Raw genomic sequence first — 22682 nt, 5'->3', positions numbered from 1 at the left:
TTTTTATGTGTTGATAAGTATCCAATCTTATTTTTCTTCAGATTCAGCATTGGTATCATCAGAAGCCTCAGGTGCTTGTGGCTTGGAAGGCTTTTCCTCTGCTGAGGTTTCAACGGTAGCCTCAGTTTCGGCTGGCTTAGAAGCACCGCTTCCTCTACGAGATCTACGGGTAGTTTTCTTAGCTGGCTTAGCATCCTTCAACATCAATTCATTGAAATCTACTAACTCAATAATACACATTTCGGCATTATCACCTAATCTGAATCCCGTCTTGATGATACGTGTGTATCCACCTGGACGAGTACCCACTTTAGCAATTACTTCTCCGAAAAGAGAAATAATGGCTTCCTTATTCTTAAGATAAGAAAATGCCACACGTCGATTATGTGTAGTATCTTCTTTTGCTCTGGTTACCAGAGGCTCTACATATTTTTTCAATTCCTTTGCCTTGGCAAGCGTGGTAGAGATACGCTTGTGAAGAATCAGGGATGTAGCCATGTTAGAAAGCATCGCTTTCCTATGAGCAGCCTTTCTTCCAAGGTGGTTAAATTTCTTACCGTGTCTCATTTTATTTATTCTTCATCAAGTTTATACTTTGAAATATCCATTCCAAAGGTCAGGCCTTTTTCCTGAATCAGCTGCTCAAGCTCAGCCAATGATTTTTTACCGAAATTTCTGAATTTCATCATGTCAGAAATCTCCAACTTAGCTAAATCTCCCAAAGTCTTCACATCAGCAGCTTTAAGGCAGTTGAATGCTCGAACAGAAAGATCTAGATCACTGAGGGATGTTTTTAAGAGTTTTCTCATGTGAAGAAACTCCTCATCGATCGGCTCAGTCTCAGCAGGTCCAGTTGAATCAAGAACCATGGTCTGATCAGAGAACAACATGAAATGCTGGATCAGAATTTTGGCTGATTCTTGAAGTGCTTTTTCCGGGTGAATTGACCCGTCGGTGGTCACTTCAAGGATCAACTTTTCGAAGTCAGTTTTTTGCTCCACACGGGTGTTTTCTACACTATACTTCACATTTTTGATTGGAGTGAAGATCGCGTCTATGGCAATCTGACCAAAAACTTGCTCCTTTGGTTTGGATTCTTCAGCTGGCAAGTAGCCTCTCCCTTTATCAAGAATCAATTCGATCTCGAAGGTTTTTTTCTCATCGATATGGCAAATGACCAAATCAGGATTGAGTACTTCAAAGGAAGAAGTGAACTTGGCAATGTCCCCGGCAGTGAAGACAGACTGATTTTTAACTTCCACAGTAATTTTGCCGTCGAAAGCCTCATGTACTTTCTTAAATCGGACCTGCTTCAGGTTCAAAATAATGTCGGTCACATCCTCCACTACACCTTCGATGGTAGAAAACTCATGCACCACTCCAGGGATTTTGATTGAAGTGATGGCATAACCCTCCAGCGAAGAAAGCAATATTCTTCTCAGGGCGTTACCGATAGTAACTCCATAGCCTTTTTCGAGTGGTTTGAAGGTAAACAAGCCATGAAAGTCATCGGCTTTTTCCATTACCACTTTTTCGGGCATTTGAAATGCTAATATGGACATATATCTTGTTCTTTGTTTTAAAGCTGAAAATAGTAAATATTACTTAGAGTAAAGTTCGACAATAAGTTGCTCCTTGATATTCTCAGGAATATCATCTCTGCTTGGGATACTGACAAACTTTCCGGACAATGAAGCACCATCCCACTCTAACCAGGAATATTTATTGGCACCTTTTCCTGCTAGGCTTTCGGTGATCGCTTCTAAGGATTTGGACCGCTCTCTGACAGAAACGATGTCCCCTGGCTTCAAGGTAAATGATGGAATATTAACCACCTCACCATTGACCAAAATGTGCTTATGGGAAACCAATTGTCTAGCACCTCTACGAGTAGGAGAGATTCCTAATCTGTAAACGGTATTATCCAAACGCGCCTCGAGCAATTGCAATAGGTTTTCACCAGTGATTCCATTTTTTCTGGAAGCGATGTCAAACATTTTAGCGAATTGTCTTTCCAATACACCGTAAATGTATTTTGCTTTTTGCTTTTCAGCAAGCTGGATTGCGTATTCAGACTGCTTCTTTCTTCTTCCTCGCCCGTGCTGTCCGGGAGGATAGTTCTTCTTTTGAAGCGCTTTGCTATGCCCTTCGATAGGCTCGCCAAATTTTCGAGCGATCTTTGATTTAGGACCTGTATATCTAGCCATTCTGTTACAATTTTATAATTAAACTCTTCTACGCTTAGGAGGACGGCAACCATTATGTGGCATCGGAGTCACATCAATGATGGTGGTCACATCCAATCCTACATTTTGCAATGTTCTAATCGCTGATTCCCTACCGGATCCCGGACCTTTTACAAAAACTTCGATTTTTCGCAAACCTAAGTCATATGCAACCTGACCACAATTTTGGGCAGCCATTTGTGCAGCATAAGGAGTGTTTTTCTTTGAACCTCTGAATCCCATTTTACCGGCAGAAGCCCAAGAGATAACCTGTCCTGAATTATTGGTAATAGAGATGATAATATTGTTAAAGGAAGCTTTAATGTGGGCCTGGCCTACCGCCTCAACTTTAACTACTCTTTTTTTACCTTTTGCTTTATCGTTTCTTTTCTGAGCCATAATCTAAATCAGGTTTTATTTAGTCGCTTTTTTCTTGTTAGCAACTGTCTTACGCTTACCCTTCCTTGTTCTGGCGTTGTTTTTGGTCTTTTGACCACGCACTGGAAGTCCTTTTCTGTGTCTTAAACCTCTGTAACAACCGATGTCCATCAGTCGCTTGATGTTTAATTGGATCTCTGACTTCAACACACCTTCAGTTCTGAATTCCTCAGAGATGATGTTACGGATGGCAGTAGACTCATCGTCATCCCACTCTCCTGCTTTTTTGTCGAAGGAGATACCGGCCTTGTTCAGGATCGCTCTGGCGGAGCTTCTTCCTATTCCGAAGATATAGGTAAGTCCTACCTCGCCGCGCTTATTGTCTGGTATATCTACACCTGCAATTCTAGCCATAATCTTAACCTTGTCTTTGTTTAAACTTAGGATTCTTCTTATTGATGACATAAAGCTTTCCGTTTCTTCGGATCACCTTACAGTCAACACTTCTCTTTTTGATAGATGCTTTAACTTTCATATCAGTTTATTTATATCGATATACAATTCTGCCTTTTGACAAATCATAGGGAGAAAGTTCTAATTTGACGCGATCTCCAGGAAGGATTTTGATGTAATTCATCCTCATTTTACCAGAAATATGCGCAATCAATTGATGCCCATTCTCTAGTTCCACTTTGAACATGGCGTTGGATAACGCCTCTATGATTGTTCCGTCTTGCTCTATTGAAGTCTGTTTTGCCATATTAGAATTTAAAACTCTCTTCTATGTACTTATGTGAGGTCAAAACCTCTGTTCTATCTTCGAAAATCGCAACCGTGTGCTCATAATGTGCGCTGGGCTTTCGATCCGCTGTGCGGATCGTCCATCCATCCCGCTCTTGTACGATATTTCGCGTACCCAGATTAATCATGGGCTCAATTGCAATAACCATCCCTGCTTTTAGCAAGGGACCACTACCTCGTTTACCGTAATTAGGAACTTCAGGAGCTTCATGCAGATTTTTTCCTAGTCCATGACCTACCAATTCTCTGACCACGGTATAGCCTTTAGACTCAACAAATTTCTGAATTGCATGACCGATATCTCCAATCCGGTTACCAAAAATAGCCTGCTCTATTCCCAAATAAAGCGAATCTCGAGTGGCTTTTAATAAATTCAAAACAGGAATGGAGACTTCACCGATGGGGTAAGTATAAGCGGAATCGCTATGAAAACCTTGGTGAAAGACTCCACAATCTATTGAGATTATATCGCCATCTTTCAATTCATATGAGCTGGGAAATCCATGAACGACAACTTCATTCACAGAAATGCAGAGTGAAGCGGGAAAGCCATTATATCCTTTAAAGGACGGTACAGCTTGATGATCCCGAATGAACTCTTCAGCTATTTTATCTAAGTAAGAGGTCTTTACCCCTACTTTGACATGCTTGGCTACTTCTCCGTGAGCTTTGGCCAAGATGTCAGCACTTTCTTTAATCTTTTGAACTTCCTCTGAAGTCTTATAATGAATCATCTTAAGCTACTTGGTAATTTGAAGCACTATTCTTCATATTACCACTCTTCATCATTCCTTCGTAATGTCTCATCAAAAGATAACTTTCGATTTGACGAAGGGTATCCATGATCACACCTACCATAATCAACAGAGAGGTACCTCCATAGAATTGAGCAAATTCTGCACCTACACCTGCAATGATCGCCAGGGCCGGTAAAATGGCCACTACAGCAAGCAAAATGGAACCTGGAAGGGTGATTTTAGAAATAATACCATCAATGAACTCTGAGGTCGGCGCTCCAGGCTTAATTCCCGGAACAAAGCCACCATTTCGCTTCATATCCTCTGCGATTTGTTCTGGATTCACCGTGATCGCGGTGTAGAAGAAGGTAAAGATGATGATTAATGCGCCAAAGAGTACATTATACTGCCAAGAGGTAAAGTCAGAGAAGGTCGTTCCAATGTAATTGGCAATATCACTTTCACCAGCCCAAATTTGGGCAATCAAAGCAGGCACAAACATCAAAGATTGGGCAAAGATAATGGGCATTACACCGGATGCATTGACCTTAATAGGAATGTATTGACGCTGCCCACCGTACACTTTTCCACCTACCACTTGTTTGGCATACTGTACAGGAATTCGTCGAGTAGCTTCAGTGAGTGCAATTACGCAAACCACTACAAAGAACAAGACTGCCGCCTCAATCAAGAGTAGTAGCAAACCTGAAGTGTTTTTCTCCAAAACTTCCGCGATAATCGCACCGGGAAATCTGGAGATGATCCCAATCATGATCAGCATAGAGATCCCATTTCCAATCCCTTTTTCTGTGATCTTCTCACCCAACCACATACAGAACATCGTACCGGCTGAAAGAAGAACCAAAGAACTAAACATGAATAAGCCTGTACTAACCATCACAGCTCCGGTAGGTAAAATGGTAGCAGTTACATACCCTATACCCTGAGCAACTGTGATTAAGATGGTGAGAACCCGAGTGATCTGATTGATTCGTTTTCGACCAGATTCACCCTCTTTCTGCATTTTTTGAAAGTAAGGTACTCCGACAGTCAATAGCTGCAACACAATGGAAGCAGAAATGTAGGGCATAATCCCCAATCCAAAGATAGAAGCGTTACTAAACGCTCCTCCAAGGAAAGTGTCAATCAATCCGAAGATTCCCTCTTGAGGTCCTCCCAATTTGGAAGGGTCAACGCCGGGAAGTACGATAAACGAACCCAATCTGAAAATAATCAGAAAGCCTATCGTGTTAAGGATTCGAATCCTTAAGTCTTCGATCGAGAAGATATTCTTAACTGTCGAAATAAACTTTTTCATTTAATTAAATCTTGTTTACAGAACCACCCACTTTTTCAATGGCAGCGACAGCGCTGGCAGAGAAACCATGGGCAGAAACAGATAGCTTGGAACTCAACTCCCCATTACCCAAAATTTTAATCTTGTCATTTCTGGAAGCAACTCCATGAGCTACTAATGTCTCCATATCGACAGACTCCAAATTGTATTGAGAAGCCAGGGCCTGCAAGGTATCCAAATTTACTGGTTTGAACTCAACTCTGTTGAAGCTTTTGAATCCAAATTTAGGAACTCTTCGCTGAAGTGGCATTTGACCCCCTTCAAATCCTAACTTGGACTTGTAACCAGATCTTGATTTAGCACCCTTATGACCTCTTGTAGAGGTTCCTCCTCTACCGGATCCTTGACCTCTACCGATTCTTTTTCGGTTTTTGGTAGATCCTTCGGCTGGTTTTAATGTATGTAATTTCATAATTAAGCTTCCTCCACTTTTACAAGGTGATTAACTTTCTTTACCATACCGGCGATCTGAGGAGTATTTTCAACTTCTACAGATTTGCTGATTTTACCAAGACCAAGAGCGACAATAGTTGCTTTTTGATCTTTAGGTCTATCAATGACGGATTTAATTTGCGTGATTTTGATCTTAGCCATGATGATTATCCGTTAAAAACTTTAGACATTTTCACCCCTCGTTGCTGAGAAACAGCAATGGCATCTCTAAGCTGCAATAGTGCGTCTATTGTTGCTTTCACCACATTATGAGGATTGGAAGAACCTTTGGATTTAGCCAAAACGTCAGTCACTCCTGCCGATTCCAACACCGCACGCATCGCACCACCTGCAATCACCCCAGTACCTGGAGCCGCCGGTTTGATCAATACTAAACCACCTCCAAATTTACCAATTTGCTCATGAGGAATAGTTCCTTTAAGCACAGGTACTTTAACAAGGTTTTTCTTTGCGTCTTCGATGCCTTTGGTAATTGCATCAGTTACTTCATTGGCCTTACCCAATCCATAACCTACAACACCATTGCCATCTCCTACTACCACGATTGAAGAAAAAGAGAACCTTCTACCACCTTTTACCACTTTGGCTACGCGGTTGATTGCAACTACTTTTTCCTTTAATTCTGTATCTGTAGCCCTGATAGGCTTTTTTCTTAGTTGAGACATAATGGATTAAAATTTAAGGCCTCCTTCTCTGGCGCCTTCGGCCAAAGCTTTCACATTACCATGATACAAGTAGCCATTTCTATCAAATACTACTTCGGTGACACCATTGGCCACTGCTCGTTCAGCAAGTTTCTTCCCTACTTCGACAGAGACGGAAACGTTGATGTTTTGCTTTGCTCCCAATTCTTTGGAAGAAGCTTGAGCAAGAGTCTGACCTTTAAGGTCATCGATGAGCTGAGCGTAAATACCCGTATTACTTTTGAATACAGATAACCGAGGTCTGGAATCGGTACCGGAGATTTTTCTACGGATCCCCTGCTTGATTCTAAGTCTTCTGGAATTCTTATTAAATGCCATAACCTATTATTTTTTACCGGCAGTTTTACCAGCCTTACGTCTAATTTGTTCACCCACGAAACGTACACCTTTGCCTTTATATGGCTCGATTTTACGCAACGATTTGATTTTTGCAGCGATTTGCCCGATCAATTCCTTGTCAATTGCTTCCAGGGTGATGATGGGATTTTTACCTTTTGGGGTTTCAGTTTTCACCGCTACATCATTTGGCAATGCAAAAAAGATGTTGTGTGAATAACCGAGGTTCAATTCAAGAACCTGACCTTGATTGGCCGCTTTGTAACCTACACCAACTAGCTCCAACTCCTTTTTGTAGCCCTCAGAAACCCCGATGACCATGTTATTGATCAGAGATCTATAAAGACCATGAAGTGATTTGTGTCTTTTGGATTCGGTAGGACGGGAAACGATAATTTCATTCCCCTCCACTTTGACCTGAATATCAGGATTGACTTCCTGAGTCAGTGTACCCTTTGGACCTTTAACAGTCACCTCTCCGGGAGAGGAAACGTCTACAGTAACACCGCTGGGTAGATTTATTGGTTTTTTACCTATTCTTGACATGATAGTAAATTAATATACATAGCAAAGCACTTCGCCTCCGATACCTTCGGTACGTGCTTCTTTGTCAGTCATTACTCCTTTGGAAGTGGAAACAATTGCTACACCCAGGCCATTGATGACGCGAGGCAAGTCTTCATGTTTCACATATTTTCTCAAACCTGGTGTACTAACACGCTTCAGGCTCACGATCGCATTTTGCTTGGTAGTAGGATTGTATTTCAAGGCAATTTTGATGCTGCCCTGAGGTCCATTTTCCTCGAACTTATAGTTCTGGATATATCCTTTGTCATGCAATACTTTAGTGATCTCCTTCTTGATGTTAGAAGCAGGTATCTCTACGATTCGATGAGAAGCCTTGATGGCATTTCTCAATCGGGTCAGATAATCAGCTATTGGATCAGTCATGGTATTATTAGTCTAGCTCCACCCGTTTTGGGCGTGCAAAGTTACGAATTGATTTTTTAAATAAAAACTACTGTCGTTATTTTACCAGCTGGACTTAGTCACTCCCGGAATTTTGCCTGCTGAGGCCATTTCACGGAAGGTTACCCTGTTGATACCAAACTTTCTCATGTAGCCTTTTGGACGGCCAGTAAGTTTACATCTATTGTGTAATCTTACCGGAGATGCGTTTTTGGGCAATTTGTCAAGGGCTTCGTAATCACCGGCTGCTTTCAGCTCAGCTCTTTTCTTAGCATACTTGGCTACCAGACGCTCTCTCTTTCTCTCGCGAGCTTTGATGGACTCTCTTGCCATAATTATTCTTGATTTGCGGGTTTAACGAACGGCATGCCGAATGCTTTCAACAAAGCCAAACTTTCTTCATCTGAAGTAGCAGAAGTCACAAAAGTGATATCCATGCCGGAAATTCTGTTTACTTTCTCGATGGAGATTTCTGGAAATATGATCTGCTCGGTCACACCTAAGGTATAATTTCCTCTTCCGTCAAAACCTTTGTCAGAAATACCTTTGAAATCACGTACACGAGGAAGTGCGACAGTCATCAAACGATCTAGAAATTCATACATCTTCTCACCTCTTAGCGTAACCTTCGCGCCAATGGGCATTCCTTCTCTTAATTTAAAGTTAGAGACAGAAGTTTTGGCGATGGTCGCCACGGCACGTTGACCAGTGATCAAAGAAAGTTCTTCAACTCCCTGATCTACCAATTTTTTATCAGCTACTGCTGCTCCAATCCCTTTGTTGAGTACAATCTTGGTCAACTTAGGAACCTGCATTACAGAAGAATATTGAAATTTTTCTTTCAAAGCAGGAACGATCTCGTTCACATACTTTTCTTTCATTCTAGGATTAGCCATTGATCACCTCCCCAGTTTTTTTGGAATATCTTACTAGTTTACCATTCTCACCGATTTTGCGTCCTGTACGGGTTGCTTCCCCGGATTTAGGATCCACTAGCATCAGGTTACTGATATGTACAGCGGCTTCCTTCTTTTCAATACCACCTTGAGGCTTAGCAGCAGTAGGTTTCACGTGTTTGGTCACGATATTAATCCCTTCTACAAAAGCTCTAGTCTTGGCTGTATCTACGGCAAGTACTTTCCCTGTTTTTCCTTTGTCATCACCTGCGATCACTTTCACAGTGTCTCCGGTTTTGATGTGCAGTTTAGTCTGCTTTTTTGTCTTTTTTTCCATGATTACAATACTTCAGGGGCCAAAGAAACGATTTTCATAAACTGCTTCTCTCTCAACTCTCTAGCCACTGGGCCAAAGATACGAGTGCCTCTTGGCTCATCGTTGTTGTTTAACAATACAGCAGCGTTGTCCTCAAATCGAATATAAGAGCCATCTTTGCGTCTTATTTCTTTTCGGGTTCTTACGATTACCGCTCTAGAGACGGTACCTTTTTTCATGTTGCTGGAAGATAGGGCTGACTTAACAGTCACGACTACTTTATCACCGATAGAAGCATATCGCTTTTTAGTTCCTCCCAATACGCGGATGACCAATACCTCTTTGGCACCGGAGTTGTCCGCCACACTTAGTCTGGATTCTTGCTGTATCATGATTATTTAGCCCTTTCAATAATTTCAACTAATCTCCAACGCTTGTTCTTACTCAGCGGACGAGTTTCGCTTATTTTAACGGTGTCACCAGGGTTACACTCGTTTTTCTCGTCATGAGCCATAAATTTGGTTGTCTTGGTAACGAACTTACCATACATGCCGTGCTTCACTTTACGTTCTACAGCGACAGTGATGGACTTGTCCATTTTGTTACTCACGACTTTACCAACTCTTTCTTTTCGAAGATTTCTTTCGATCGTAGCCATTTTGTTTTCTGTTAGCTATTATTTGGCAGCCAATGCAGTCTTTAATCTTGCGATTAAACGCTTGGTCTCGCGGATTCTGTTAGGATTCTCAATAGGAGAAATTGAGTGAGCAAATTTAAGTTTGCCCAGATTCGTTTTCTCGGCGCTGATTTTCTCAGCGATTTCACTTGCGGAAAGTGATTGGATCTCTGTGTATTTCATAGTTCCTAATTATTCTGCGTAGTCTCTACGAACAACGAAATTTGTACTTACTGGAAGTTTCTGCTGTGCAAGTCTCAATGCTTCTTTGGCAGTTTCCATGGATACACCTGTAGCTTCGAAGAGGATGGTACCTGGCTTGATTACTGCTACCCAATATTCAGGAGCACCTTTACCTTTACCCATACGTACTTCAGCAGGCTTCTTAGTGATCGGCTTGTCTGGAAAAATTCTGATCCAAACTTGACCTTCTCTCTTCATCGCCCTTGTCATGGCGATACGAGCTGCTTCAATTTGACGGGAGGTAATCCATCCTGCTTCCAGGGATTTGATGCCAAAGTTGCCAAAAGAAAGCGTATGCCCTCTTTGTGCAATGCCTTTGACACGGCCCTTTTGCATTTTCCTATATTTAGTTCTTTTTGGCTGTAACATGAGTTCTCACTTATCGGTGAAAATTAGTTATTTCTTTTTCTGCGTCTTGGACCTCTGTCTCCTTTAGGACCTGCATTTCTTGGGCCTTTCGGCTCATTAGCGGCTCCCTGATTCGGTGACAAGTCTCTCTTTCCGTACACTTCACCTTTGAAGATCCAAACTTTGATCCCGATAATCCCGTAGACAGTCAATGCCTCAGAAATTGCGTAATCAATGTCAGCTCTCAACGTATGCAGAGGAATTCTTCCCTCTTTGTACATTTCAGATCGGGCCATTTCGGCACCACCTAGACGTCCAGAAAGTTTGATTTTAATTCCTTCAGCTCCCACTCTCATGGATGCGGCAATTGCCTGCTTCATTGCTCTTCTAAAGGAAATTCTGGCTTGAAGCTGCTGAGCAATGGATTCACCTACCAATTTGGCATCCAATTCAGGTCTTTTGATCTCAAAGATGTTGATCTGAATGTCTTTGTTGGTGATCTTTTTAAGCTCTTCTTTCAGCTTGTCTACTTCGGCTCCACCTTTACCAATCACTACTCCCGGACGAGCGGTATGAATGGTAAGTGTGATACGCTTGAGCGTCCGCTCAATGATCACCTTAGCAATCCCACCCTTAGGAATTCTGGCAAGGACGTACTTTCGGATTTGCTGATCTTCGTATAGTTTTTCAGCGAAGTCTTTCCCACCATACCAGTTGGAATCCCAGCCTTTGACTACACCAAGTCTAAATCCTATTGGGTTAATCTTTTGTCCCATAGTCTGTTCTTAATTTGCCTTTTCGTTTGTTTCTACTACATCAGCGGTAACCTCTTCTCCGCCGAACGCATCAACGACAAGGGTTACATGATTTGATCTCTTACGGATTCTGTGGCCACGGCCCTGAGGAGCAGGTCTCAATCGCTTCAGTGATCTTCCTTCATCTACCATGATGGTTTTGATGTATAGATCCGCTTCTTCGAGCTTTTCATCAGGATTTTTTGCCTGCCAGTTAGCTACTGCCGAAAGAAGAAGTTTTTCCAATCGGATTGCTCCGTGATTGGGAGTAAACTTCAATATGCTCAATGCCAATCCCACTCTTTTGCCTCTGACCAAGTCAGCGACAAGTCGCATTTTGCGAGGAGAGGTAGGAACATTATTTAATCTTGCTACTGCTTCCATGATTATCTCTTTCCTTTATCTTTTTTGGCAATGTGGCCTCTGAAATTTCTGGTAGGAGCAAATTCACCTAGCTTGTGACCTACCATGTTGTCTGTTACGAATACCGGGATGAATTTATTTCCGTTATGCACAGCGAAGGTATGTCCTACGAAATCTGGAGAAATCATCGATCTTCTTGACCAAGTCTTGATCACGGATTTCTTGCCGGACTCGTTCATTACATCTACCTTTTTCAACAGGTGATGCTCGATATAAGGACCTTTTTTTAATGAACGTGCCATAATTATTTAGATCTTTTGCTGACGATGAACTTGTTTGAATACTTTTTAGGAGAGCGGGTTTTCTTTCCTTTAGCCAATAGACCATTTCTGGATCTTGGATGACCTCCGGAAGAACGTCCTTCACCACCACCCATCGGGTGATCGACTGGGTTCATAGCTACACCCCTTACTCGAGGTCTCACTCCTAACCAACGCTTACGGCCAGCTTTACCCAATACCACATTCATATGATCTCCATTGGAAACGGTACCGATGGTTGCCATACAAACTCCTAATACCATACGCATTTCTCCAGAAGGAAGCTTGATCGTTACGTATTTGCCCTCACGAGCTACAATCTGCGCATACCCGCCAGCACTTCTTACCATTGCTGCACCTTTACCAGGCTTCAACTCCACACAGTGTACGATAGTACCCATGGGGATATTTTTCAAAGGCATCGCGTTACCCACTTCTGGGGCAACTTGCTCACCGGAAATCACTGTTTGACCTGCTTGCAAACCTTCCGGGGCGATAATGTAGGCTTTTGCACCGTCTGCATAATAAAGCAGGGCAAGACGTGCAGTTCTGTTTGGATCGTATTCGATCGACTTAACGGTCGCCGGCACACCAAACTTGTTTCGCTTGAAGTCTACAATTCTGAGTCTTCGCTTATGACCACCACCGATGTAGCGAGCAGTCATTTTGCCATCATTATTTCTACCACCTGACTTCTTGATAGGAGCAAGAAGTGATTTCTCTGGTTTTGACGCAGTAATCTCGTCAAAGGCCGGAGCCACTCTGAATCTTGTTCCTGGAGTTACAGGCTTTAATTTTTTAATTGCCATGATATTGATTCAATTAAATTTCTCCGTAAAAATCAATTACCTCACCGTCAGCTACCTGCACGATTGCTTTTTTGAAAGCATTGGTGAAGCCTGATACGATTTTTGCTTTGGTGTATCTTGTCTTATGCTTGGCAGCATATCTCATGGTTCTTACTGAAACCACTTTCACACCGTATGCTTTTTCTACAGCATTCTTGATTTCTGGTTTCTTTGCGGTTTTCTCCACGACGAACCCATAAACGCCTTTTTCGTTCATGGCAGAAATCTTCTCTGTAATTAAAGGCTGCTTTAGAATATCCATTGTCTTATTTCGATAAAATGGTTTCCAATTTACTTACCGACTCTTCGCAAAGAACCAAATGGTCTGCATTGAGCAACTGATAAGTATTCACATCATTCACAGTCACAACTTTTGCCTTAGGAAGGTTTCTGCTGGATAGGTAAACGTTTTTGTTGTCTTCAGGAAGTACCAAAAGCGTCTTCTTATCGGATAGCGCTAATCCATTAAGCAATGCCAGATAGCTTTTGGTCTTAGGCGCATCAAACGAGATGTTTTCTAAAATCGACAAGCAATTGTCCTTCACTTTGTAAGAAAGTGCGGATTTTCTAGCAAGTTGTTTTAACTTTTTATTCAATTTGAAGGAATAGTCTCTTGGCTTTGGACCAAAAACTCTACCTCCACCTCTGAATAGCGGGGACTTAATCGATCCAGCACGGGCACCACCGGTACCTTTTTGCTTTTTGATCTTCTTAGTAGATCCAGCTATTTCATTTCTTTCCTTTGACTTATGAGTACCTTGTCTCTGATTAGCCAAGTACTGTTTTACATCCAGATAGATTGCATTGTCATTCGGTACGATCCCAAAGATCTCTTCTGACAGCTGCACCTTTCTTCCGGTGTCTTCTCCTTTTTGATTAATTACTGCTAATTCCATGGCTTACTTCTCTAGAATGACATAAGAATTTTTTGGACCTGGTACTGAACCGGACACCAGAAGGAGATTTTGCTCAGCGTAAATTTTCAATACTCTGAGGTTCAATACTTTCACTCTGTCACCACCGGTTCTTCCAGCCATTCTCATACCCTTGAATACTCGGGATGGCCAAGAACAAGCACCAATGGAACCTGGGTGTCTCTGTCTGTTGTGCTGACCGTGAGTTTGTCCTCCCACTCCACCAAAACCATGACGCTTCACTACACCCTGGAAGCCTTTACCTTTTGAAGTACCGATCGCATCCACGAAGTCTCCCTCGATAAATACCTCTCCGGCCTTCACCGTAGCTCCGAGATCTACCTGGCCTTCAAATTCGACCCGGAAATCACGAAACTCAACAACTTTATGCTTGGGCGTAGTCCCGGCCTTTTTGAAATGGCCGATCAATGGCTTAGGAGTGTTTTTCTCCTTCCGCTCACCGAATCCCAACTGCACTGCGTTGTACCCGTCTGTTTCAACGTTTTTTACTTGCGTCACTACGCAAGGACCAGCTTCTATTAGCGTGCATGCGACATTACGTCCATCGGCACTAAAAATGCTAGTCATTCCTACTTTTTTTCCAATTATACCAGACATCTTTTATAAGATAATTTGATAACCCACAAGCAATTATGTGCAAGGGGCCCTTTTTAAGGACTGCAAAGTTACTGAAATAAAATTCTGCAACAAATGGCAACTCCTATATTTTCAAACATTTAGAAAATAATTGACCCTCAATCCCTCCAAAAGTTGATTCCTTTGATCGATTCAAGGCAAAACAAAAGACCTGCATTGAAAATACAGGTCTTTTAAATCTGTTGGTTTCAGGTCAGATCAGACCTTAATTTCTACATCTACACCACTGGGAAGTTCGATTTTCATCAACGCGTCCACTGTCTTGGAAGAATTGGAGTAAATGTCAACCAATCGCTTGTAAGTACAAAGCTGATACTGATCTCTTGCCTTCTTGTTAACGTGTGGGGATTTCAACACCGTAAACTTCTCTTTTTTGGTAGGCAAAGGAATCGGACCGACAACAACAGCACCGGTAGCCTTTACAGCTTTCACGATCTTCTCTGATGACTTATCCACCAGGCTATGATCGTATGATTTTAATTTTATTCTGATTTTCTGATTCATCGCAAATATTGATTAGTCTTTCTGACCTTTTACGTTAGCAATTACAGTCTCCGCTATGTTATTTGGCACGGGCTCATAGTGAGAGAATGTCAAAGAAGCTGTAGCTCTACCCGAAGAGATGGTTCTCAAGTCGGTAATGTATCCAAACAACTCAGACAAAGGAACAGCCGCCTTGATGACAGAAGAAGTACCTTTGGTATCCATTCCCTTCATCAATCCTCTTCGACGGTTCAAGTCACCGGTGATTGGACCAGTATATTCATCAGGAGAAACCACATCTACTGACATGATTGGCTCAAGCAATTGTGGCTTACACTTCTTAGCGGCTTCTTTGAAACCAATTCTAGCTGCCAATTCGAAAGAAAGCGCATCTGAATCGACGTCGTGGAAGGAACCGTGGAAAAGACGAACTTTCATCGATTCAATCGGATATCCTGCCAAAGGCCCATTTTTCATCGCTTCTGCGAAACCTTTCTGAATGGAAGGAATGAATTCTTTTGGAATTACCCCACCTACGATACCATTCACAAAATCAAGACCTGGCTTGATTTCTCCGGTCTCAGGATCTGGATCTTTAGGTCCAAGTTCAAATACGATATCGGCAAATTTACCTTTACCACCAGTTTGCTTTTTGTAAACTTCCTTATGTTCTACTGAACCAAATAAAGCTTCTTTGTAAGCCACCTGAGGAGCACCTTGATTGATCTCAACTTTGAATTCACGCTTCAATCGGTCGATGATGATATCCAGGTGAAGCTCACCCATACCTCTCAAGATGGTCTGCCCTGTTTCATGATCAGTATTTACTTGAAGGGTTGGATCTTCTTCTACCAATTTGGCGATCGCCATTCCTAGTTTATCAACATCCGCCTGAGTTTTAGGCTCAATTGCATAACCAATAACCGGCTCAGGGAATACCATGGATTCAAGGACTACTTTACGCTTTTCGTCGCAAAGGGTATCCCCTGTTTTAATGTCTTTAAATCCAACAACTGCTCCAATATCTCCAGCTCTAAGCGCATCAATTTGATTTTGCTTATTGGCGTGCATTTGGAATACGCGGGATATCCGCTCCTTATTACCGGATCGGCTATTGAATACATAGGAACCGGAATCCAATTTACCTGAATAGGCTCTTACGAAACACAATCGGCCTACAAATGGGTCAGTTGCAATTTTGAAAGCCAAACCAGCAAATGGCTCATCTTCATTTGGAGCAATTCTGATTTCTTTTTCCTCGTCATTGAGATCATGTCCGATGATATCATCTTTATCCATTGGAGATGGAAGCAACTCCATCACCAAGTCAAGCATGGTCTGAACTCCTTTATTTTTGAATGAGGAACCGCATACCATAGGGACAATTTTCATGTCGATGGTCGCCTGTCTCAACGCATTCAAAATCTCTTCTTCAGTAATCGAGTCTGGATCATCAAAAAACTTCTCCATCAAAGACTCATCGTAATCAGCTACAGCCTCAAGCAAATGCTCTCTCCACTGCGCAGCCTCTTCTTTCAAGTCTTCTGGAATAGGAACTACCTCAAAGGTCATCCCCATGTCCTCTTCATTCCAGACAATTCCACGGTTGTTGATCAAATCAACTACCCCTTTGAATTTATCTTCAGACCCGATTGGGATTTGCAAAGGCACTGCATAGCTGCCAAGCATCTCCTTCACCTGCTTACAAACCTCTAGGAAGTTTGCACCGGCACGGTCCATTTTATTTACAAACCCGATACGGGCTACTTTGTAATTATCAGCTAATCGCCAGTTGGTCTCAGACTGTGGTTCAACACCGTCCACAGCACTGAACAGGAAAACCAATCCATCCAATACCCGGAGTGAGCGGTTTACTTCTACAGTAAAGTCCACGTGTCCTGGGGTATCGATGATGTTGATTTGATATTTTTGATCTCTGTAGTTCCAGAATACGGTCGTCGCAGCCGAGGTAATCGTGATTCCTCGCTCCTGCTCTTGAGCCATCCAGTCCATGGTAGCTGCACCATCGTGCACCTCACCGATTTTGTGTGAAACACCAGAGTAAAAAAGGATCCGCTCTGTGGTAGTCGTTTTACCGGCATCAATGTGAGCGGCGATACCGATATTTCTGGTAAATTTTAAATCTCTTTTTGCCATCCTAATTAAAATCTAAAGTGTGAGAATGCTTTGTTTGCTTCGGCCATTCTGTGGGTATCATCTTTCTTTTTCACAGCAGCACCTTCACCTTTGGCACCTGCGATGATTTCGCCAGCTAGACGATCCATCATGGTTTTCTCACCTCTTTTACGAGCGTAGTTGATCATCCACTTGATTCCAAGGGCCATCTTTCTTTCGGGTCGGACTTCCATTGGAACTTGGAATGTAGCACCACCAACTCTACGACTCTTCACCTCTACGGATGGAGCAATATTGTTAAGCGCCTTTTTCCAAACTTCAAGACCATTCTCACCTACTTTGGATTCTACCTTTTCTACTGCATCGTAGAAAATCTTGTAAGCAATACTCTTCTTCCCATCTACCATCAGACAGTTCACAAACTTGGTCACCAAAGTATCGTTGAACTTGGGATCAGGAAGAATATATCTCTTCTTTGGTTTCGCTTTTCTCATTTCTTCTAATGTGTTTGATTATTTCTTTTTGCCTGGAGCAGCGGGAGCACCCTTACCTGCTTTAGGTCTTTTAGCACCGTACTTGGAGCGACCTTGCTTACGGTCTTTTACTCCGGCAGTATCCAATGCACCTCGGATGATGTGATACCTCACACCTGGTAGATCTTTCACACGACCACCTCTAATCAATACGATCGAGTGCTCTTGCAAATTATGACCTTCACCTGGGATGTAAGCATTCACTTCTTTTCCATTGGTCAATCTCACCCTGGCCACTTTTCTCATCGCTGAGTTTGGCTTCTTAGGGGTAGTAGTGTACACCCTGGTACAAACCCCTCTACGCTGTGGACAAGCGTCCAAAGCCCTTGATTTAGATTTGGTTTCCAGTGTAGTTCTACCTTTTCTTACTAACTGTTGAATAGTAGGCATTAACTGATAAAATTTAGTTTTCCTGTAAACTGTTAAATTTTGGACTGCAAAGGTATTGAAAGTAATAAATTAAACAAAATTAAGCAGTTATATTTTTCTTAGGCTTCTCCCGGTGTCCCGAAACTAATCGGAAACTGGGGGGCTCCTCCTGATTGATTAATCTTTCCAAAAGCAGCCTCGTATTTTTCAATATTATCCTTCAGTGCAGCAAGCAATCGCTTGGCATGATCCGGAGTCACAATGATCCTGGACTTCACTTTTGCCTTGGGTACACCCGGCATCAACCGGATAAAATCAATCACAAATTCAGAATTGGAATGGGCGATCATCGCCAGATTGGAATAAACACCTTCAGCTACTTCCTCTGAAAGCTCCACGTTGATCTGTTGATCGGGTCGGTTTTGATTTTTCTCGTCACTCATCATAAACTGGGATTAAAAAAGGCCTGTACTGCTACAGGCCTTTTGATAGTAGATTAACTTTTTATTATAGGATCGCCTCGCTTGATTTACGGGAAGACTTCTCCATATTTTCGGAAAGTTTCTCGTATTCTTCCTGTGAACCTACGATCGCATTTTGGATCTTTCGCTGGCCTGTTCCGGCAGGAATCAAGTGTCCTACGATTACATTTTCTTTCAGTCCCAAAAGCTCATCACGCTTGCCTCGGATCGCGGCTTCAGAAAGCACCTTGGTAGTTTCCTGGAAGGAAGCTGCCGAGATGAAGCTTTCCGTACCCAACGAAGCTGCAGTGATTCCTTGCAAAGTAGGCTTAGAAACAGCCGTCTCCGCATCACGTACCTGTACAAGCTTCAAGTCCTTACGCTTCAAGGAAGAGTTTTCGTCTCGAAGACGTCGGGAAGAAATAATCATCCCAGGCTTCAAAGTAGAGGAATCTCCGGCATCCATGACCACTTTCTTATCCAGAATGTTGTCGTTTTCCTCACGGAACGCCCACTTGTCCACGACTTGTCCTTGCAAGAATCCAGTGTCCCCAGCATCAAGGATTTCAACTTTTTGCATCATTTGGGTAACGATTACCTCAATGTGCTTATCGTTGATTTTTACCCCCTGAAGTCGGTAAACTTCCTGAATCTCATTGACCAAGTATTCTTGCACCGCAGTAGGTCCTTTGATAGACAAGATGTCATTTGGTGTAATGGCTCCATCGGAAAGGGGTTCACCCGCACGGATAAAGTCATTTTCCTGAACCAAGATGTGCTTGGAAAGCGACACCATGTATTTTTTGATCACCCCGTCCTTGGATTCGATGATGATCTCACGATTACCTCGTTTGATCCCACCATAGGTAACCACACCGTCGATTTCAGAAACTACTGCTGGGTTGGATGGATTTCGTGCCTCAAACAACTCGGTAACTCGTGGAAGACCACCGGTAATGTCTCGGGTTTTTCCGACAGATCGAGGAATTTTCACCAAAATCTGACCCGCTTTTACCTGATCACCTAACTCTACGGCAAGGTGAGCTCCCACTGGGATATTGTAGGATTTGGAATCTTCTCCATAATCTACAACAATCGCCGGGTTCTTGGTTCTATCCTTGGTTTCAATGATTACTTTCTCACGGAAACCTGTCTGATCATCAGCTACTTCCTTGAAAGTTACCCCTTCTACAATAGACTCAAAGTCCACTTTCCCGTCAAACTCGGAAATAATAACCGCATTGTAAGGATCCCAAGTACAAAGGGAATCTCCCTTAGCAATTTTCTGTCCATCCTTTACATTCAACAAGGCTCCATAAGGCACATGGTTTGAAACCAAAGTTTTTCCGGATTTAGGTTCATTGATCTTGATTTCTCCAGATCTCCCCATCACTACGGTAACTGGTTCTCCATCTTTATTGGTGGTTTCGATGAGTCTCAATTCCTCATCAAATTCGACCACCCCGTCGAACTTAGCGTTGATGCTGGCTTCGACGGCCATGTTAGAAGCTGTACCCCCGACGTGGAAAGTTCTCAACGTCAACTGGGTACCTGGCTCACCGATTGACTGAGCGGCAATCACACCGACAGATTCACCGGCCTGTACCATTCGGCCTGTAGCCAAGTTTCGTCCATAACATTTGCTACAAACTCCTCTTCTGGTCTCACAGGTCAATACCGAACGGATCTCCACTTCTTCGATTGCCGAATCATCGACCATCTTAGCGATTTCGTCTCCAATCTCCACACCAGCTGGAACGATTAATTCATCGGTCAACGGATCGTAAACATCATGTACGGAAACCCGTCCTAGAATTCGCTCAGAAAGTGGCTCAACGATTTCGTCGTTATCTTTCAATGGCTGAACGATCAAGCCTCTTAAAGTACCGCAATCCTCTTCGGTCACAATCATGTCTTGAGCCACATCCACCAATCGTCGAGTCAAATAACCCGCATCGGCAGTTTTCAATGCCGTATCAGCTAGACCTTTACGTGCACCGTGGGTAGAGATAAAGTACTCGAGTACATCGAGTCCTTCTTTAAAGTTAGAAAGAATCGGGTTTTCGATGATTTCACCGACAGAACCTTGAAGATTTTTCTGTGGCTTAGCCATCAATCCTCTCATTCCTCCAAGCTGTCGAATCTGCTCTCTGGAACCTCTTGCTCCGGAGTGCATCATCATATAGATGGCATTGAACCCTTGTTTATCCTCCTCCATCTGCTTCATCAAAATGTTGGTCAGATTGGAGTTGGTACGGGTCCAGATGTCAATAACCTGGTTGTAACGCTCATTGTCGGTAATCAGACCCATAAGGTAGTTGTTCCATACTGCATCCACTTCCTCTTTGGCTTTAGCCACCAATGGATCTTTTTGATCAGGAATAATTACATCGTTGAGTCCCATGGAAAGCCCACCTTGGTAAGCCATTTGGAAACCAAGATGCTTGATATCATCCAAGAACTGAGCCGTACGTGCAATACCACACACCTTCACTACTTCGGCAATAATTTGCTGAAGCTTTTTCTTCGTTAATAGCTCATTGACATACCCTACTTGATCGGGAACGAACTGATTAAAAATCAAGCGACCAGCAACGGTATCGATGATTTTATCCTCAAATTCGTCCGGGCCAATCTTCACACGAACTTTACATTTGATATTTGCGTGCTTGGAGACCTTGCCCTCGTTCATGGCAATAATTACTTCCTCCTGGGAATAGAAGGTCATTCCTTCTCCAGCCACTGGCTCCTCATCTGTCGATTTCTTCCCTTTGGTTACATAATACAATCCCAAAACCATGTCCTGAGAAGGTACCGTAATAGGAGCACCATTGGCAGGGTTTAGGATGTTATGAGAAGAAAGCATCAAGGTAGAGGCTTCCAAAATCGCTTCATGTCCCAATGGAACGTGAACCGCCATCTGGTCACCGTCAAAGTCAGCGTTAAACGCGGTACAAACTAATGGATGAAGCTGGATTGCCTTTCCTTCGATCAATTTAGGCTGGAAAGCCTGGATACCCAATCGGTGAAGTGTTGGGGCTCGGTTAAGCAGGACAGGATGTCCTTTCAACACATTCTCCAAAATATCCCATACTACTGGATCTTTCCGGTCCACAATTTTCTTAGCAGATTTTACGGTTTTCACAATCCCTCTTTCAATCAGTTTTCTGATGATAAAAGGCTTGAAAAGTTCTGCTGCCATATTCTTAGGAAGACCACACTCGTGTAGTTTCAGCTCTGGACCTACTACGATCACCGATCGACCGGAATAATCCACACGCTTACCCAACAAGTTTTGACGGAATCGACCCTGCTTACCTTTCAACATATCCGAAAGGGATTTTAGGGCTCGGTTTCCATCGGATCTTACCGCATTTACTTTTCTTGAGTTATCAAAAAGTGAATCTACCGCTTCCTGAAGCATTCGCTTTTCGTTTCTCAAAATCACCTCTGGAGCTTTGATATCAATCAAACGCTTCAATCGGTTGTTTCTGATAATTACTCTTCGGTAAAGGTCATTCAAATCCGAAGTCGCAAAACGTCCGCCATCCAAAGGAACCAAAGGTCTCAATTCTGGTGGAATCACAGGCACCATTCGTACGATCATCCACTCTGGGCGGTTTTCGATACGGGTTCTTGCGTCTCGGAATGCTTCTACAACCTTCAATCGTTTCAAGGCTTCAGCCTTACGCTGCTGAGAAGTATCCGTAGCTGCCTGATGACGAAGGGAGTAGGATAGATCATCCAAGTCCAAGCGAGCTAAAAGCATCTCAAGGGCTTCGGCTCCCATTTTGGCGATGAATTTATTCGGGTCATCATCATCAAGCATATGATTTTCCTTAGGAAGCTTGTCCATGATGTCCAAGTATTCGTCCTCGGTCAAGAAATCAAGGTACTGAATTCCTTCCTCTGCTTTGATGCCCGGCTGGACTACCGCATATCGCTCATAATACACGATTTGATCCAGTTTTTTGGTTGGCAAACCAAGCAAGTAACCGATTTTATTCGGCAAGGACTTAAAGTACCAGATATGAGCGACAGGCACTACAAGCTCGATGTGTCCCATTCGCTCACGGCGAACTTTCTTCTCGGTGACTTCCACCCCACAACGGTCGCAGATGATTCCTTTATATCTGATGCGCTTGTATTTACCACAATGACATTCCCAGTCTTTGACCGGACCAAAGATTCGCTCACAGAACAAACCGCCCATTTCAGGCTTATAGGTTCTGTAATTTATCGTCTCTGGCTGAGTTACTTCTCCATTTGAGCTATCCAGAATAGATTCTGGAGAGGCCAAACTGATCGTAACCCTAGAAAAATCATTGTTGAGTTTTTTATTTTTTCTAAACGACATAGTTTTTT

At 42.8% G+C, this 22682-nt stretch carries 35 protein-coding genes; all 35 read right to left on the bottom strand.

Features of this window, described 5'->3' with window-relative positions; all coding sequences use genetic code 11:
• Positions 1 to 27: 27 nt before the first annotated feature.
• The 35 genes from rplQ to rpoC all read right to left on the bottom strand — a co-directional run bounded on the left by rplQ (position 28) and on the right by rpoC (position 22674).
• On the bottom strand, positions 28 to 567 hold the full coding sequence (rplQ, locus tag Q0L00_RS10460) for a 50S ribosomal protein L17 (protein ID WP_297336815.1): 540 nt from the start codon (positions 565 to 567) through the stop codon (positions 28 to 30).
• 5 nt (positions 568 to 572) lie between these two features.
• On the bottom strand, positions 573 to 1562 hold the full coding sequence (locus tag Q0L00_RS10455) for a DNA-directed RNA polymerase subunit alpha (RefSeq protein WP_297336814.1): 990 nt from the start codon (positions 1560 to 1562) through the stop codon (positions 573 to 575).
• A gap of 39 nt (positions 1563 to 1601) precedes the next feature.
• Positions 1602 to 2207, bottom strand: coding sequence for a 30S ribosomal protein S4 (rpsD, locus tag Q0L00_RS10450; RefSeq protein WP_297336813.1), 606 nt, complete (start codon positions 2205 to 2207; stop codon positions 1602 to 1604).
• An 18-nt stretch (positions 2208 to 2225) separates the two neighbouring features.
• Complete coding sequence (gene rpsK / locus Q0L00_RS10445; protein WP_297336812.1) at positions 2226 to 2624, bottom strand: 30S ribosomal protein S11; 399 nt, start codon at positions 2622 to 2624, stop codon at positions 2226 to 2228.
• Positions 2625 to 2639: 15 nt separating this feature from the next.
• Positions 2640 to 3017: a 30S ribosomal protein S13 gene (gene rpsM, locus Q0L00_RS10440; protein WP_092791650.1), complete on the bottom strand. Its 378-nt coding sequence runs from the start codon at positions 3015 to 3017 to the stop codon at positions 2640 to 2642.
• Between the two features lie 4 nt (positions 3018 to 3021).
• Positions 3022 to 3138, bottom strand: coding sequence for a 50S ribosomal protein L36 (gene rpmJ / locus Q0L00_RS10435; RefSeq protein ID WP_014772314.1), 117 nt, complete (start codon positions 3136 to 3138; stop codon positions 3022 to 3024).
• 6 nt (positions 3139 to 3144) lie between these two features.
• Positions 3145 to 3363 carry a translation initiation factor IF-1 gene (infA, locus tag Q0L00_RS10430; RefSeq protein WP_008202999.1) on the bottom strand — a complete coding sequence of 73 codons (219 nt, stop codon included), beginning with the start codon at positions 3361 to 3363 and terminating at the stop codon, positions 3145 to 3147.
• A 1-nt stretch (position 3364) separates the two neighbouring features.
• Positions 3365 to 4138, bottom strand: a complete 774-nt coding sequence (gene map / locus Q0L00_RS10425; protein ID WP_297336811.1) for a type I methionyl aminopeptidase — start codon at positions 4136 to 4138, stop codon at positions 3365 to 3367.
• Position 4139: 1 nt separating this feature from the next.
• Positions 4140 to 5459, bottom strand: coding sequence for a preprotein translocase subunit SecY (gene secY / locus Q0L00_RS10420; RefSeq protein WP_297336810.1), 1320 nt, complete (start codon positions 5457 to 5459; stop codon positions 4140 to 4142).
• Between the two features lie 4 nt (positions 5460 to 5463).
• Positions 5464 to 5910 (bottom strand): 50S ribosomal protein L15, encoded by a 447-nt coding sequence (gene rplO, locus Q0L00_RS10415; protein WP_297336809.1) that lies wholly within the window; start codon positions 5908 to 5910, stop codon positions 5464 to 5466.
• A 2-nt stretch (positions 5911 to 5912) separates the two neighbouring features.
• Positions 5913 to 6092, bottom strand: coding sequence for a 50S ribosomal protein L30 (rpmD, locus tag Q0L00_RS10410; RefSeq protein WP_297336808.1), 180 nt, complete (start codon positions 6090 to 6092; stop codon positions 5913 to 5915).
• Between the two features lie 5 nt (positions 6093 to 6097).
• The gene (rpsE, locus tag Q0L00_RS10405; protein WP_297336807.1) at positions 6098 to 6616 is read right to left on the bottom strand and encodes a 30S ribosomal protein S5; all 519 of its coding nucleotides are present in this window, start codon (positions 6614 to 6616) and stop codon (positions 6098 to 6100) included.
• A gap of 6 nt (positions 6617 to 6622) precedes the next feature.
• Positions 6623 to 6973, bottom strand: a complete 351-nt coding sequence (gene rplR, locus Q0L00_RS10400) for a 50S ribosomal protein L18 (protein ID WP_297336806.1) — start codon at positions 6971 to 6973, stop codon at positions 6623 to 6625.
• A gap of 6 nt (positions 6974 to 6979) precedes the next feature.
• Positions 6980 to 7537 (bottom strand): 50S ribosomal protein L6, encoded by a 558-nt coding sequence (rplF, locus tag Q0L00_RS10395; RefSeq protein ID WP_297336805.1) that lies wholly within the window; start codon positions 7535 to 7537, stop codon positions 6980 to 6982.
• A 9-nt stretch (positions 7538 to 7546) separates the two neighbouring features.
• The gene (gene rpsH / locus Q0L00_RS10390; RefSeq protein ID WP_297336804.1) at positions 7547 to 7942 is read right to left on the bottom strand and encodes a 30S ribosomal protein S8; all 396 of its coding nucleotides are present in this window, start codon (positions 7940 to 7942) and stop codon (positions 7547 to 7549) included.
• Between the two features lie 81 nt (positions 7943 to 8023).
• Entirely contained in the window at positions 8024 to 8293 is a 270-nt protein-coding gene (gene rpsN, locus Q0L00_RS10385) for a 30S ribosomal protein S14 (RefSeq protein ID WP_026956459.1), read from the bottom strand.
• A gap of 2 nt (positions 8294 to 8295) precedes the next feature.
• A complete protein-coding gene (gene rplE, locus Q0L00_RS10380) occupies positions 8296 to 8856 on the bottom strand; it encodes a 50S ribosomal protein L5 (RefSeq protein ID WP_297336803.1) in 561 nt (186 codons plus the stop codon).
• The gene (rplX, locus tag Q0L00_RS10375) at positions 8849 to 9193 is read right to left on the bottom strand and encodes a 50S ribosomal protein L24 (protein ID WP_297336802.1); all 345 of its coding nucleotides are present in this window, start codon (positions 9191 to 9193) and stop codon (positions 8849 to 8851) included. The genes rplE and rplX overlap by 8 nt, the downstream gene beginning before the upstream one ends.
• A gap of 2 nt (positions 9194 to 9195) precedes the next feature.
• Positions 9196 to 9564: a 50S ribosomal protein L14 gene (rplN, locus tag Q0L00_RS10370; protein WP_057939449.1), complete on the bottom strand. Its 369-nt coding sequence runs from the start codon at positions 9562 to 9564 to the stop codon at positions 9196 to 9198.
• Positions 9565 to 9566: 2 nt separating this feature from the next.
• On the bottom strand, positions 9567 to 9830 hold the full coding sequence (gene rpsQ / locus Q0L00_RS10365) for a 30S ribosomal protein S17 (protein ID WP_087938027.1): 264 nt from the start codon (positions 9828 to 9830) through the stop codon (positions 9567 to 9569).
• Positions 9831 to 9848: 18 nt separating this feature from the next.
• Positions 9849 to 10031, bottom strand: coding sequence for a 50S ribosomal protein L29 (gene rpmC, locus Q0L00_RS10360; protein ID WP_297336801.1), 183 nt, complete (start codon positions 10029 to 10031; stop codon positions 9849 to 9851).
• 9 nt (positions 10032 to 10040) lie between these two features.
• Complete coding sequence (rplP, locus tag Q0L00_RS10355) at positions 10041 to 10460, bottom strand: 50S ribosomal protein L16 (RefSeq protein WP_092791625.1); 420 nt, start codon at positions 10458 to 10460, stop codon at positions 10041 to 10043.
• A gap of 23 nt (positions 10461 to 10483) precedes the next feature.
• On the bottom strand, positions 10484 to 11215 hold the full coding sequence (rpsC, locus tag Q0L00_RS10350; RefSeq protein WP_297336800.1) for a 30S ribosomal protein S3: 732 nt from the start codon (positions 11213 to 11215) through the stop codon (positions 10484 to 10486).
• Positions 11216 to 11224: 9 nt separating this feature from the next.
• Entirely contained in the window at positions 11225 to 11617 is a 393-nt protein-coding gene (rplV, locus tag Q0L00_RS10345; RefSeq protein ID WP_297336799.1) for a 50S ribosomal protein L22, read from the bottom strand.
• Positions 11618 to 11619: 2 nt separating this feature from the next.
• Positions 11620 to 11898, bottom strand: a complete 279-nt coding sequence (gene rpsS, locus Q0L00_RS10340; protein ID WP_008203028.1) for a 30S ribosomal protein S19 — start codon at positions 11896 to 11898, stop codon at positions 11620 to 11622.
• A gap of 2 nt (positions 11899 to 11900) precedes the next feature.
• The gene (rplB, locus tag Q0L00_RS10335) at positions 11901 to 12725 is read right to left on the bottom strand and encodes a 50S ribosomal protein L2 (protein WP_297336798.1); all 825 of its coding nucleotides are present in this window, start codon (positions 12723 to 12725) and stop codon (positions 11901 to 11903) included.
• 13 nt (positions 12726 to 12738) lie between these two features.
• A complete protein-coding gene (gene rplW, locus Q0L00_RS10330) occupies positions 12739 to 13026 on the bottom strand; it encodes a 50S ribosomal protein L23 (RefSeq protein ID WP_297336797.1) in 288 nt (95 codons plus the stop codon).
• Between the two features lie 4 nt (positions 13027 to 13030).
• Complete coding sequence (rplD, locus tag Q0L00_RS10325; RefSeq protein ID WP_297336796.1) at positions 13031 to 13660, bottom strand: 50S ribosomal protein L4; 630 nt, start codon at positions 13658 to 13660, stop codon at positions 13031 to 13033.
• Between the two features lie 3 nt (positions 13661 to 13663).
• Positions 13664 to 14296: a 50S ribosomal protein L3 gene (gene rplC, locus Q0L00_RS10320; protein WP_087938035.1), complete on the bottom strand. Its 633-nt coding sequence runs from the start codon at positions 14294 to 14296 to the stop codon at positions 13664 to 13666.
• A 237-nt stretch (positions 14297 to 14533) separates the two neighbouring features.
• A complete protein-coding gene (gene rpsJ / locus Q0L00_RS10315; RefSeq protein WP_024284766.1) occupies positions 14534 to 14839 on the bottom strand; it encodes a 30S ribosomal protein S10 in 306 nt (101 codons plus the stop codon).
• A gap of 12 nt (positions 14840 to 14851) precedes the next feature.
• Complete coding sequence (gene fusA / locus Q0L00_RS10310) at positions 14852 to 16975, bottom strand: elongation factor G (RefSeq protein ID WP_297336795.1); 2124 nt, start codon at positions 16973 to 16975, stop codon at positions 14852 to 14854.
• 5 nt (positions 16976 to 16980) lie between these two features.
• A complete protein-coding gene (rpsG, locus tag Q0L00_RS10305) occupies positions 16981 to 17448 on the bottom strand; it encodes a 30S ribosomal protein S7 (protein ID WP_087938037.1) in 468 nt (155 codons plus the stop codon).
• Between the two features lie 18 nt (positions 17449 to 17466).
• A complete protein-coding gene (gene rpsL, locus Q0L00_RS10300) occupies positions 17467 to 17877 on the bottom strand; it encodes a 30S ribosomal protein S12 (RefSeq protein ID WP_092791611.1) in 411 nt (136 codons plus the stop codon).
• Between the two features lie 98 nt (positions 17878 to 17975).
• Positions 17976 to 18299, bottom strand: a complete 324-nt coding sequence (locus tag Q0L00_RS10295; RefSeq protein ID WP_297336842.1) for a DUF3467 domain-containing protein — start codon at positions 18297 to 18299, stop codon at positions 17976 to 17978.
• Positions 18300 to 18363: 64 nt separating this feature from the next.
• A complete protein-coding gene (gene rpoC, locus Q0L00_RS10290; protein WP_297336794.1) occupies positions 18364 to 22674 on the bottom strand; it encodes a DNA-directed RNA polymerase subunit beta' in 4311 nt (1436 codons plus the stop codon).
• Between the last annotated feature and the right edge of the window lie 8 nt (positions 22675 to 22682).

Origin of the sequence: Algoriphagus sp. (assembly GCF_024305035.1) — a bacterium.
GTDB lineage: Bacteria > Bacteroidota > Bacteroidia > Cytophagales > Cyclobacteriaceae > Algoriphagus.
The sequence above is the reverse complement of the archived record's forward strand: the minus strand, read 5'-3'. Positions and strand labels throughout refer to the sequence as shown.

Excerpts from the sequence above, each read along its gene's own strand:
- rplQ (WP_297336815.1), bottom strand. The coding sequence starts at position 567 with ATGAGACACGGTAAGAAATTTAACCACCTTGGAAGAAAGGCTGCTCAT.
- Q0L00_RS10455 (WP_297336814.1), bottom strand. The coding sequence starts at position 1,562 with ATGTCCATATTAGCATTTCAAATGCCCGAAAAAGTGGTAATGGAAAAA.
- rpsD (WP_297336813.1), bottom strand. The coding sequence starts at position 2,207 with ATGGCTAGATATACAGGTCCTAAATCAAAGATCGCTCGAAAATTTGGC.
- rpsK (WP_297336812.1), bottom strand. The coding sequence starts at position 2,624 with ATGGCTCAGAAAAGAAACGATAAAGCAAAAGGTAAAAAAAGAGTAGTT.
- rpsM (WP_092791650.1), bottom strand. The coding sequence starts at position 3,017 with ATGGCTAGAATTGCAGGTGTAGATATACCAGACAATAAGCGCGGCGAG.
- rpmJ (WP_014772314.1), bottom strand. The coding sequence starts at position 3,138 with ATGAAAGTTAAAGCATCTATCAAAAAGAGAAGTGTTGACTGTAAGGTG.
- infA (WP_008202999.1), bottom strand. The coding sequence starts at position 3,363 with ATGGCAAAACAGACTTCAATAGAGCAAGACGGAACAATCATAGAGGCG.
- map (WP_297336811.1), bottom strand. The coding sequence starts at position 4,138 with ATGATTCATTATAAGACTTCAGAGGAAGTTCAAAAGATTAAAGAAAGT.
- secY (WP_297336810.1), bottom strand. The coding sequence starts at position 5,459 with ATGAAAAAGTTTATTTCGACAGTTAAGAATATCTTCTCGATCGAAGAC.
- rplO (WP_297336809.1), bottom strand. The coding sequence starts at position 5,910 with ATGAAATTACATACATTAAAACCAGCCGAAGGATCTACCAAAAACCGA.
- rpmD (WP_297336808.1), bottom strand. The coding sequence starts at position 6,092 with ATGGCTAAGATCAAAATCACGCAAATTAAATCCGTCATTGATAGACCT.
- rpsE (WP_297336807.1), bottom strand. The coding sequence starts at position 6,616 with ATGTCTCAACTAAGAAAAAAGCCTATCAGGGCTACAGATACAGAATTA.
- rplR (WP_297336806.1), bottom strand. The coding sequence starts at position 6,973 with ATGGCATTTAATAAGAATTCCAGAAGACTTAGAATCAAGCAGGGGATC.
- rplF (WP_297336805.1), bottom strand. The coding sequence starts at position 7,537 with ATGTCAAGAATAGGTAAAAAACCAATAAATCTACCCAGCGGTGTTACT.
- rpsH (WP_297336804.1), bottom strand. The coding sequence starts at position 7,942 with ATGACTGATCCAATAGCTGATTATCTGACCCGATTGAGAAATGCCATC.
- rpsN (WP_026956459.1), bottom strand. The coding sequence starts at position 8,293 with ATGGCAAGAGAGTCCATCAAAGCTCGCGAGAGAAAGAGAGAGCGTCTG.
- rplE (WP_297336803.1), bottom strand. The coding sequence starts at position 8,856 with ATGGCTAATCCTAGAATGAAAGAAAAGTATGTGAACGAGATCGTTCCT.
- rplX (WP_297336802.1), bottom strand. The coding sequence starts at position 9,193 with ATGGAAAAAAAGACAAAAAAGCAGACTAAACTGCACATCAAAACCGGA.
- rplN (WP_057939449.1), bottom strand. The coding sequence starts at position 9,564 with ATGATACAGCAAGAATCCAGACTAAGTGTGGCGGACAACTCCGGTGCC.
- rpsQ (WP_087938027.1), bottom strand. The coding sequence starts at position 9,830 with ATGGCTACGATCGAAAGAAATCTTCGAAAAGAAAGAGTTGGTAAAGTC.
- rpmC (WP_297336801.1), bottom strand. The coding sequence starts at position 10,031 with ATGAAATACACAGAGATCCAATCACTTTCCGCAAGTGAAATCGCTGAG.
- rplP (WP_092791625.1), bottom strand. The coding sequence starts at position 10,460 with ATGTTACAGCCAAAAAGAACTAAATATAGGAAAATGCAAAAGGGCCGT.
- rpsC (WP_297336800.1), bottom strand. The coding sequence starts at position 11,215 with ATGGGACAAAAGATTAACCCAATAGGATTTAGACTTGGTGTAGTCAAA.
- rplV (WP_297336799.1), bottom strand. The coding sequence starts at position 11,617 with ATGGAAGCAGTAGCAAGATTAAATAATGTTCCTACCTCTCCTCGCAAA.
- rpsS (WP_008203028.1), bottom strand. The coding sequence starts at position 11,898 with ATGGCACGTTCATTAAAAAAAGGTCCTTATATCGAGCATCACCTGTTG.
- rplB (WP_297336798.1), bottom strand. The coding sequence starts at position 12,725 with ATGGCAATTAAAAAATTAAAGCCTGTAACTCCAGGAACAAGATTCAGA.
- rplW (WP_297336797.1), bottom strand. The coding sequence starts at position 13,026 with ATGGATATTCTAAAGCAGCCTTTAATTACAGAGAAGATTTCTGCCATG.
- rplD (WP_297336796.1), bottom strand. The coding sequence starts at position 13,660 with ATGGAATTAGCAGTAATTAATCAAAAAGGAGAAGACACCGGAAGAAAG.
- rplC (WP_087938035.1), bottom strand. The coding sequence starts at position 14,296 with ATGTCTGGTATAATTGGAAAAAAAGTAGGAATGACTAGCATTTTTAGT.
- rpsJ (WP_024284766.1), bottom strand. The coding sequence starts at position 14,839 with ATGAATCAGAAAATCAGAATAAAATTAAAATCATACGATCATAGCCTG.
- fusA (WP_297336795.1), bottom strand. The coding sequence starts at position 16,975 with ATGGCAAAAAGAGATTTAAAATTTACCAGAAATATCGGTATCGCCGCT.
- rpsG (WP_087938037.1), bottom strand. The coding sequence starts at position 17,448 with ATGAGAAAAGCGAAACCAAAGAAGAGATATATTCTTCCTGATCCCAAG.
- rpsL (WP_092791611.1), bottom strand. The coding sequence starts at position 17,877 with ATGCCTACTATTCAACAGTTAGTAAGAAAAGGTAGAACTACACTGGAA.
- Q0L00_RS10295 (WP_297336842.1), bottom strand. The coding sequence starts at position 18,299 with ATGAGTGACGAGAAAAATCAAAACCGACCCGATCAACAGATCAACGTG.
- rpoC (WP_297336794.1), bottom strand. The coding sequence starts at position 22,674 with ATGTCGTTTAGAAAAAATAAAAAACTCAACAATGATTTTTCTAGGGTT.